Source organism: uncultured Oscillibacter sp., from assembly GCF_910584465.1.
Taxonomy (GTDB): domain Bacteria; phylum Bacillota; class Clostridia; order Oscillospirales; family Oscillospiraceae; genus Oscillibacter.
Map to the genome: position 1 here is coordinate 4,200 of NZ_CAJUBK010000057.1, position 9,937 is coordinate 14,136.

The following is a 9,937-nucleotide window of genomic DNA, read 5'->3' on the forward strand; positions in this document are numbered from 1 at the left end:
GTTCTCACCGCCTGGCACGCCGCCCGGCAGGAATAGGCCGACGGCGCCTCCCCCGAAAAGGGGGAGGCGCCGCCGCTTCAGTTCAGCGTATCCGCCGCCTCGGTGAACAGCTCCGCCATCCGCTCCGCCGTGGCGGGGCAGCCCCGCAGCTCCGGGTCCCGGGCCAGCAGGGCGTCCGCCGCCTCCTGGGCCTCCCGGAGGAGCAGGGCGTCACAGCCGATGTCCGCCACCCGCAGGCCCGGCAGGCCGTGCTGGCGCTGCCCGAAGAAGTCCCCCGGCCCCCGGAGGCGCAGGTCCTCCTCGGCGATCCGGAAGCCGTCGGCGGTCTTCGTCATGATCTTCAGCCGCCGGCGGGTCTCCTCGCTGCGGTTGTCGGAGACCAGCACGCAGTAGGACTGCCAGCTCCCCCGGCCCACCCGGCCCCGGAGCTGGTGGAGCTGGCTGAGGCCGAAGCGCTCCGCGTTCTCCACCACCATGACGGCGGCGTTGGGCACGTCCACGCCCACCTCGATGACCGTGGTGGACACCAGGATGTCCGCCTCCCCGGCGGCGAAGGCCGTCATGACGGCGTCCTTCTCCTTGGGCTTCATCTTCCCGTGGACGAAGGCGACCCGCAGGTCCGGGAAGACCTCCCGGGACAGCTGCGCGGCGTACTCCGTCACGGCCTTGCGGTCGTCCCCCGGCTCCTCGCTCTCGGAGACCTGGGGGCAGACGATGTAGACCTGCCGCCCCTCTCCCACCAGCCTGCGCAGGAACCGGTAGATGCGGGGATGGTAACTGCTGTCCACGAAGGAGGTCTGGACGGGCCTCCGCCCAGGGGGGAGCTGGTCGATGACGGAGATGTCCAGGTCGCCGTACAAGATCAGCGCCAGGGTCCGGGGGATGGGCGTGGCGGACATGACCAAGGTGTGGGGGTGGTCCCCCTTCCCCGCCAGCGCCGCCCGCTGGCTCACGCCGAAGCGGTGCTGCTCGTCCGTCACCACCAGCCCCAGGGAGCGGTACTCCACCCCCCCGGAGATCAGGGCGTGGGTGCCCACGACGAGGTCGATCTCCCCCGCGGCCAGCTGCGCGGCCAGCGCCTTCTTCTCCTTCGCGGCGGAGGCCCCGGTGAGCAGGGCGCACCGGATCCCCAGGGGCTCCAGCAGGGGGCGGAGCCCCGCGTGATGCTGCCGGGCCAGGATCTCCGTGGGGGCCATCAGCGCGGCCTGGCGGCCGTTTTTCACGCAGGCGTACACACAGGCCGCGGCCACCATGGTCTTGCCGGAGCCCACGTCCCCCTGGCAGAGGCGGTTCATGGGCCGTCCGGAGGCCATGTCCGCCAGGGCCTCCTCTATACAGCGGCGCTGGGCCTCCGTCAGGGTGAAGGGCAGGGCGCGGTAGAAGGCCCCCATGTCCGTCTCCCGGAAGGGCTCTGCCTCCACGGTCTCCCGCCTCTGGCGGAGCCGCCGGAGGCCCAGGGTGAACAGGAACAGCTCCTCGAAGGCCAGCCGCCGCCGGGCCAGCTCCAGCGCCTCGGCGCTCTCGGGGAAGTGGATGTTCTCATAGGCGAAGCCCACCCGGCAGAGCTGGTGCTCCTGCCGGACCTCGTCCGGCAGGACGTCGGGCAGGATGTCCGCGCAGGCGTCCAGCCCCTGGCGGACGGACCGGGAGAGGAGCAGCTGGCTGACCCCGGCGGTGAGGGGATAGACGGGCACGATGCGGCCCGTGGCCTCCCGCCGGCCCTCCGGCTCCACGATGGGGTTCGCCATCCGGCGGCGGAGGGGGCCCCCCTCCGCCTTGCCGCAGAAGATGTAAGTCTCGCCCTCCCGGAGGCTGTTTTTCAGCCAAGCCTGGTTGAAGAAGGTCACGTCCAGAGCGCCGGTCTCGTCCACGGCCCGGAGCTTCACCAGGTCCAGGCCCCTGCGGATGTGGGACAGCGTGGGCGGCGCGGCCACCATGGCCGCCACGCAGGCCGTTTCCTCCGGGACCAGGTCCGCGATCCGCCGGACCTCGGTCCGGTCCTCATAGCGCCGGGGGAACCAGGAGATCAGGTCCCGCAGGGTGCGGATGCCCAGCTTCGCCAGGGCCTTGGCCCGCTGTTCGCCGATGCCCTTGATATAGCGCACGTCCGTCCTCAAGTCCGCCATGGCGGTCCCTCCTTTCCGGGCGCGTCGCCCCTCCGTATTATAGTCCGGGCGGGCGGAGAAAACAAGGGACTTTGGGGAACGCCTGTTCCCCAAAGTCCCTTTTGCCGTCTCCTCGGTCAGCTGCGGGGCCGCGTGTTGACATACCGGATGAAGCGGAACTTCAGATCGTCCTCCTCCATCAGCTCCCCGGTGGATTCCACCTCCCAGTTGGGCAGCTTATCCAGGTTGGGGAAGAAGGTGTCCGACTCCTGCACGCGGGTCTCCACGCGGGTGAGGTACACCCGGCTGCACCTGGACAGCAGGGTGGCGTAGATGCTGCCGCCGCCGATGATCCACAGATCCTCCTGCTCCGGCCCGCCGGCCAGGGCCAGGGCCTCCTCCGGGGAGGAGACGCCCTCCGCGCCCTCCGGCACGGCGCTGAGGTCCCGGGTGACGACGATGTTCCGCCGCTGGGGCAGGGGCTCGCCGCCGGTATAGAACCTCAGCCGTTCGAGGCCCATGATGACGGTGCCGCCCCGGGTCAGGGAATGGAAGTGCTCAAGATCCGTGGGCAGGGAGAAGAGCAGCCCGCCGTTCCGCCCGAAGGCCCAGCGCTGATCCGCGATGATGTAAGCATTCATACCTTCACCTCTTCAAATCGATCGTGGGGCTCTGCGTTCACGTATTGGAGGAACCGGAACCGTAAGCCGCCCTCCTCCATCCACTCCCCGGCGGACGCGACCTCCCAGCCGGGCAGCGCGTCCAGATCGGGGAAAAAGGTGTCCGGCGCCTCCGCCAGGGCGTCCACGCGGGTGAGCCACACCCGGCGGCACCGATCCAGCAGGGCGGCGTAGACGCTGCCGCCCCCGATGAGCCACAGGCCCTCCGCCTCCGGTCCGCCGGCCAGGGCCAGGGCCTCCTCCGGAGAGGGGGCGGGCTCCGCCCCTTCCGGGAGGCGGGCCGGATCCCGGGTGACGACGATGTTCCGCCGCCGGGGCAGGGGCCTGCCCCCGGGGAAGGACCGCAGGGTCCGCCCGCCCATGATGACCGTCCCGTCCAGGGTCAGGGCGCGGAAGCGGCGCATGTCCGCGGGGAGGGAGAAGAGCAGCCCGCCGTCCCGTCCGATGGCCCAGCGGCGGTCCGTGATGACGATGGCGTCCATGGCCTCACCTCATACCGCCACGGGGATCTTGCTCTCGAAGGGGGCGGGCGTGTAGCCCTCCACCCGGAAGCTGTCCGGGGTGAACCGATAGAAATCCGTGACGTCCGGGTCGACGGAGAAGGCGGGGGCCGGGGCGGGCGTCCGCTCCAGCAGCTCCCGCACCAGGGGGACGTGCCGGTCGTAGATGTGGGCGTCGGCGATGACGTGGACCAGCTCCCCGGGGACCAGGCCGCTGGCCCGGGCGAACATGTGCACCAGGACGGCGTATTGGACCACGTTCCAGTTGTTCGCGGTCAGCATGTCCTGGCTCCGCTGGTTCAGGATGGCGTTCAGCACGTTCCCCGAGACGTTGAAGGTCATGGACCACGCGCAGGGATAGAGGTTCATCTCGTGGAGGTCCTGGAAATTATAGAGGCTGGTCAAGATCCGCCGGGAGGCGGGGTCGTGCTTGAGGTCGTACAGCACCCGGTCCACCTGGTCCATGTCCCCCTCGCGGTAGTGGTGCTTCACCCCCAGCTGATAGCCGTAGGCTTTCCCGATGGACCCGTCCGCGTCCGCCCACTGGTCCCAGATGTGGGCGTCCAGATCGTGGATATCGTTGGACTTCTCCTGCCAGATCCACAGCAGCTCCTTCACCGCCGTCTTCCAATAGGTCCGGCGGAGCGTGAGCAGGGGGAACTCCTCTTGCAGGTCATAACGGTTCACGATGCCGAACTTCTTCACCGTGTGGGCGGGAGCGCCGTCCTCCCACCGGGGGCGGACCTCCCGGTCCGTGTCCCAGACGCCGTTGGCCAGGATATCCCGGCAGTTCTCCATGAAGATCAGGTCTGCACGGCTCATAAACAGCCTCCTGTCGTGATCTGGATGCCGAATGGTCTTTCGGCCTCGTTCGAAAGATGCCGGGACGCCCAGACGGCAAATCTCCCCCGCCGCTCCGCGCGGCCTCCCTGCCGGGCGGCGGCCCGCCTGCGGGGACCTGCCTCCGCCGCCGGCGGATGTCCCGCCGGTCTTCGGACGGGGCCCGATACAACTATAGCATAGCAAATTTCGATGGATTCGTGTGCCCAAATTTTCGGGAGATGGAGGCCGGGTTTTTGCCGCTTCCTCCAAAGAACGCGTGGAACTTTTCCAAGGTTTGTTGGATATTCGGGTTGCGAAGGCGCAAAAAGTGCGTTAAGATGAGGATCGCCGGCAAGGCGAGGGGAGGGATGCTCGATGGCCGACCGCAGCGCCGCGGTCAAGCGGGGCTATTTGAAGGAGGACTTCCGCCTGTTCCACCTGAAGGACAGCCGCGCCCAGAAGCTGGACTACCACTACCACGAGTTCGACAAGCTGATCTTGTTCCTGGGCGGGAAGGTGGCCTATCTGGTGGAGGGCGTCACCTACTTCCTCCAGCCCTGGGACATCCTGCTGGTGCAGCACAACCTGATCCACCGGCCCATCATCGACCCTGCGGAGCCCTATGAGCGGGTCGTGATCTGGCTGGGCTCGGACTGGCTGGCCGCCCGGAGCGACCCCGGCGAGTCCCTGGACGCCTGCTTCGCCGCCGCCCGGCGGCGGGGCTTCCATCTGCTGCGGACCGGGGGCGAGCGGCGGCTGGAGTACATGCGGACCATCCAGCGGCTGGAGGAGGCCCAGCGCTCCGCGGAGTTCGGCGCCGCCCGGATGGCGGACACCCTCTGCCAGCAGCTTTTGATCGGCGTGAACCGGGACATCCTGCGCAGCCGCACCGCCCAGGAGGAGAAGGACAGCTACCGGGTGGACCCCAAGATCGAGGAGATCCTGCGCTACATCGCCGGGAACCTGGACGCCGATCTGACCGTGGACGCCCTGGCCCGGCGGTCCTACCTCAGCCGGTACTATCTGATGCACCGGTTCAAGGCCGTCACCGGCTACACGGTCCACCAGTATGTCAGCCAGAAGCGCCTCCTCCGGGCGGGGGAGCTGATCCGGGCGGGCACGCCGGTGATGAAGGCGGCGGAGCAGGTGGGCTTCTCGGAATACTCCACCTTCCTGCGGGCCTTCCGGAACACGTTCCACATGAACCCCCGGGAGTTCCGGTGATACGCCCTCCCCGGGAGGGGAGGGGGCGGGAGGGCCTCCGTCCGTTCCGGAGGCCCGGCCATGGGCCGGACGGCGGGAGCGCAGTCTATTTTTCGGAGAGTACAGCTATGCAAGGAACCAAAACGATCCAAATCGATTTCAGCAGCCGGGACCTGCGGCGGCTGGTCGTCCCTTTAGTCATCGAACAGCTTCTGGCCATCACCGTGGGCCTGCTGGACTCCGTCATGGTGTCGCAGGTAGGCGAGGCGGCGATCTCCGCCGTGTCCCTGGTGGACACGGTGAACGTCCTCCTGGTGAACACCTTCGCCGCCCTGGCGACCGGCGGCGCGGCCATCGCCGGGCAGTACCTGGGCCGGCAGGAGCGGGACAAGGCCGGGCACTCCGGCGGGCAGCTCCTGCTGTTCATGATCGAGGCGTCCCTGCTCATCATGCTCTTGTTCTACCTGGGGAAGGGCTTCGTCCTGGGCGTGGTCTTCGGCCGGGTGGATCCGGACGTGGCGGCCTACGCCGATACCTATTATATGATCGTGGAAGCCTCCACTCCCTTCCTGGCCGTCTACAGCGCCGGAGCGGCCCTCTTCCGGGTGATGGGCAACTCCAAGATCTCCATGTGGGTGTCCCTGGTGATGAACATCATCAACGGCGCGGGCAACGCCCTGCTGATCTTCGGCTTCCGCATGGGCGTGGAGGGCGTGGCCATCCCCACGCTGGTCTCCCGGATCTTCGCCGCCGCGGCCATGCTGATCCTGCTCCGGAGGCCCGGCCTGCCCCTCCGGGTGGAGGGGCTCAGCCTCCGGCACGACCGGTACATCGTCCGGAACATCCTCCGCTTCGGCGTGACCAACGGCCTGGAGAGCAGCATGTTCCAGCTGGGCAAGATCCTGCTCCTGTCCACCGTCTCCGTGCTGGGCACGGCTTCCGTGGCGGCCAACGCCATCGGCAACACCTTCGCCACCTTCCAGTGCATCGCGGGCAACGCCCTGGGCCTGGGCATCGTGACGGTGGTGTCCCAGTGCGTGGGGGCCGGGAGCTATGAGAAGGCCCGCTTTTACACGAACAAGCTGGTCAAGACGGCCTACCTCTGCATGGGCGTGTCCATCGTGCTGGTCTACTTCTCCCTGCCCTTCTTCCTCCGGCTGTACAACGTCTCGGCGGAGGCGGAGCGCTATGCCCGCCAGGTCATCTGGATGCACGGCTTCTTCGGCATGCTGATCTGGCCGCTGTCCTTCACGCTGCCCCAGGCCCTCCGGGCCGCCGGGGACACCCGGTTCACCATGGTGGTCTCCTCGGTCTCCATGTGGACCATGCGGGTGGGCTTCGGCATCCTGCTGGGCCGGTATCTGGGCTTCGGCGTGGTGGGCATCTGGATGGCGATGTTCGTGGATTGGTGCCTGCGGATCGCCCTCTTCCTCCCCCGCTACCTGGGGCACCGCTGGGAGACGATGGCCCTGGACCGGGGCTGATAAAGACGGACGGGGCCCGGGGCCCCGTCCGGCCGGCCGAAAACGGGAGGGGCCCTTCCCGGGTCCCTCCCGCGGTGCGCTCCCTCCCTATCGACGCAGTCCCCGATACTTTTTCGACCTTTCGATCGGCCCCTCCGGGGGCCGATCGGGCTGTCAAAAAAGTCTTGTGACAGCCTGAGCAAATTTTCAGAACGTTCTGAAAGCTTATGATCCGAATGGTGCGGGAGACCCGGAAAGGGTCTCCCGCACATGGCCTCCCTTCCCGTTGGATCGGCTCTCCTCTTTTTTCGACAAGCTGAGCGGCCCCCGAAGGGGGCCGCTCACTCGTATACTCAATAGCCTCTTGTCCGGTCCACCAGACCGTTCAGCCGCCGCCCCGCGGCGTAGTTCCGAAGGTCCTCGCAGAACATCTCCACGTTCCGGTCGCAGGTGTAGCCCAGGGTCATGTTGCCGGAGACGTGGGGCGTGAGGATGAGGTTTTTCGCGCTCCAGAGGGGGTGGTCCTCCGGCAGGGGCTCCGGATCCATCACGTCCAGCGCCGCGCCGCCGAGACGGCCGCTGTCCAGCGCGTCGATCAGCGCCTCCTGGTCGATGGCGGTGCCCCGGCCCACGTTGACGACATAGGCGCCCTGCGGCAGGAGGGCCAGCCGCCCCCGGTCCAGGATGTGGAACGTCTCCGCCGTGCCGGGGAGGGACATGATCAGGTTCCGGGTCCGGGGCAGGACCTCGTCCAGGGCGGAGACGGGCAGGACCTCGTCATAGACGTCCTCCCGGGCCTCCCCGCTGCGGCTGAGGCCCACGATCCGGGCGGCCCCCATGCCCCGCAGGCGCTGCGCCACATGGGAGCCGATGTCGCCCGTCCCCAGGAGGGTGAACGTGTTGTCCCGGATGGAACGGATGGAGAGCTGGTTGCTCCAGCTCCGAGCCCGGACCACTTCCTCATACTCCGGCATCCGCCGCAGGAGCATCAGCACCACCATGACGACATGCTCGGCGATGGTGACCCCGTAGCAGTTGGAGTTGCTCAGCATACACGCGGGACTGGGGAACAGAGACTCGTCCCGGCAGTAGGGATCCACCCCGGCGTAAGAGCAGCAATACCACTTCAAGGAGGCGGGGGCGGCCCGGAGCAGGTCGATGGAATGGGCGTAGAGGATCTCGCAGTCCTGGAGGCACGCCTTGGCCTCCTCGAACTGCTCCAGGGGGAAGAAATGAGGGACGAAGCCCACGGCCTCCGCGGTCTGGCGGATCTGCCGGCAGTGGGCCTGGGTCAGGAACTCCTGATAGATGCAGATATGCTTCATGGCTGAAGGGCCTCCTTATCTCGATCTCGATTTGCCAGCAGGGCTTCCGCGCACCGCATCCCGTCGGCGGCGGCGGAGAGGATGCCCCCGGCATGGCCCGCCCCCTCGCCGCAGGGGTACAGCCCCCGGAGGGCGGACTGGCAGTCCGGTCCCCGGAGGATCCGGACGGGCGAGGAGCTGCGGCTCTCCACGGCGGTGAGCACCGCGTCGGGGGCGTCGTACCCCCGGAGCTTCCGGCCCAGGATGGGCAGGGCCTCCTCCAGGGCCTCCGCGACGAAGGGCGGCAGGCATCCGTGGAGGTCCGTCCAGGTCACGCCGGGGCGGTAGCTGGGCAGGACCTTCCCCGGCCCGGCGGAAGGACGGCGGGCCAGGAAATCCTCTACCCGCTGGGCGGGGGCGCGGTAGCCGCCGCCCCCCAGGGCGTAGGCCCGGTCCTCCAGCCGACGCTGGAACGCCACCCCCGCCAGGGGACCCGGCCCGCCGAAGTCCTCCGGCGTGACGTTCACCAGCAGGGCGCCGTTGATGTTCTCCCGGTCCCGGGCGAACCGGCTCATGCCGTTGGTCACCACCCGCTCCGCCTCGGACGCGGCGGCCACCACCTCCCCGCCGGGGCAGACGCAGAAGGAGAACACGCCCCGCCCGCCGGGCAGATGGCAGGAGAGCTTGTAGGTGGACGCGGGCAGGCCGGGATGCCCGGCATACCGGCGGTATTGGGCGGCGTCGCAGTCCTCCTGGCGGTGTTCGATGCGCACGCCCACGGCGAAGGGCTTGGCCTCCATGGGGACGCCCCGGTCATGGAGCAGATGGAAGGTGTCCCGGGCGGAGTGACCGGGGCAGAGGATCAGCTCCCGGCAGGGGAGGTCCGCCTCTCCCGCCGGCCCCGCGGTCCCTATGCCCGTCAGGGCCCCGTCCTCGATCCGAAGGTCCGTCAGACGGGTCCGGAAGCGGATGTCCGCCCCCAGGTCCAGCAGCTCCCGGCGGAGGGCCCGCAGCACGATGTGGAGGAAGTCCGTGCCCACGTGGGGCTTGGCGTCGATGAGGATGTCCGGCGGCGCACCGCAGGCGGCCAGCCGCTCCAGGATGAAGCGGTGGCGGAGGTCCTTCGTGCCGGTGTTCAGCTTGCCGTCGGAGAAGGCTCCCGCGCCGCCCTCGCCGAACTGGACGTTGGACTCCAGGTCCAAAGCCCCGGAGGACCAGAAGCGCTCCACGTCCGCCTGCCGCTCCTCCACGGGACGGCCCCGCTCCAGGAGGATGGGCCGCTGGCCCGCGTGGGCCAGGACCAGGGCGGCGAAGAGCCCCGCCGGTCCCGCCCCCACGACCACCGGCGGGAGCTCCGGCGGCGGCAGGGGCCCCGGCAGGCGGTAGGACGGTCCCGGGATGAGACGGCTGACGCGTTTGCGGCCGCAGCGGCGGAGGACGAGGGCCTCGCCCTCCACCTCTGCCGCCAGGGTGTAGGTCAAAGCCACGCCGTCCCTGGCGTCCACGCTCCGGCGGAGGATCTGGAGGGAGCGGAGGTCCGTCTCCCGGACGCGGAGCAGCTTAGCGGCTTGGGCGCGGAGGTCCGCCTCCCCGCCGCCGGGCGGGAGCCGGATGCCCTCGAGCTTCAACATGGGCGGTCTCCTTTCGTGAGATGAGAGATATCCCCAGTATACCATACTCCCGAGCGGGATGGAACGTGTGGTCCGCGGTTTTCTTGAAAAAGAAATTTGGAAAAAATTTTGGATACCCTCTTGACAAGACGGCGTTTTTTAGTATAATGATAGCTGTTCAACAGCGTCAAGCGTGATACAGCGGGTTTGTGTAAAGGTAGCACAGCAGACTCTGACTCTGTATGTGAGG

At 68.4% G+C, this 9,937-nt stretch carries 8 protein-coding genes; 2 read left to right on the forward strand and 6 right to left on the reverse strand.

What is annotated here, in order from left to right; translation table 11 throughout:
- Positions 1–77: 77 nt before the first annotated feature.
- The 4 genes from recG to thyA are packed head-to-tail and all read right to left on the reverse strand — an operon-like array spanning position 78 to position 4,107.
- Positions 78–2,219, reverse strand: coding sequence for an ATP-dependent DNA helicase RecG (gene recG, locus QZ332_RS11130; protein ID WP_295765357.1), 2,142 nt, complete (start codon positions 2,217–2,219; stop codon positions 78–80).
- A gap of 23 nt (positions 2,220–2,242) precedes the next feature.
- On the reverse strand, positions 2,243–2,746 hold the full coding sequence (locus QZ332_RS11135) for a dihydrofolate reductase (RefSeq protein WP_295765359.1): 504 nt from the start codon (positions 2,744–2,746) through the stop codon (positions 2,243–2,245).
- Positions 2,743–3,267 carry a dihydrofolate reductase gene (locus QZ332_RS11140; protein WP_295765362.1) on the reverse strand — a complete coding sequence of 175 codons (525 nt, stop codon included), beginning with the start codon at positions 3,265–3,267 and terminating at the stop codon, positions 2,743–2,745. The genes QZ332_RS11135 and QZ332_RS11140 overlap by 4 nt, the downstream gene beginning before the upstream one ends.
- Before the next feature lie 9 nt (positions 3,268–3,276).
- A complete protein-coding gene (gene thyA, locus QZ332_RS11145; protein WP_295765365.1) occupies positions 3,277–4,107 on the reverse strand; it encodes a thymidylate synthase in 831 nt (276 codons plus the stop codon).
- A 375-nt stretch (positions 4,108–4,482) separates the two neighbouring features.
- On the opposite strand from thyA, the gene QZ332_RS11150 reads away from it, so the two are divergent.
- The gene (locus QZ332_RS11150; RefSeq protein WP_295765368.1) at positions 4,483–5,331 is read left to right on the forward strand and encodes an AraC family transcriptional regulator; all 849 of its coding nucleotides are present in this window, start codon (positions 4,483–4,485) and stop codon (positions 5,329–5,331) included.
- 107 nt (positions 5,332–5,438) lie between these two features.
- Entirely contained in the window at positions 5,439–6,794 is a 1,356-nt protein-coding gene (locus QZ332_RS11155) for an MATE family efflux transporter (protein WP_295765372.1), read from the forward strand.
- A 332-nt stretch (positions 6,795–7,126) separates the two neighbouring features.
- On the opposite strand, the gene QZ332_RS11160 is transcribed toward QZ332_RS11155, so the two are convergent.
- Positions 7,127–8,098 (reverse strand): D-2-hydroxyacid dehydrogenase, encoded by a 972-nt coding sequence (locus QZ332_RS11160; protein WP_295765375.1) that lies wholly within the window; start codon positions 8,096–8,098, stop codon positions 7,127–7,129.
- A complete protein-coding gene (locus tag QZ332_RS11165; protein WP_295765378.1) occupies positions 8,095–9,708 on the reverse strand; it encodes an NAD(P)/FAD-dependent oxidoreductase in 1,614 nt (537 codons plus the stop codon). Before QZ332_RS11165 ends, QZ332_RS11160 begins: the two co-directional genes overlap by 4 nt.
- Between the last annotated feature and the right edge of the window lie 229 nt (positions 9,709–9,937).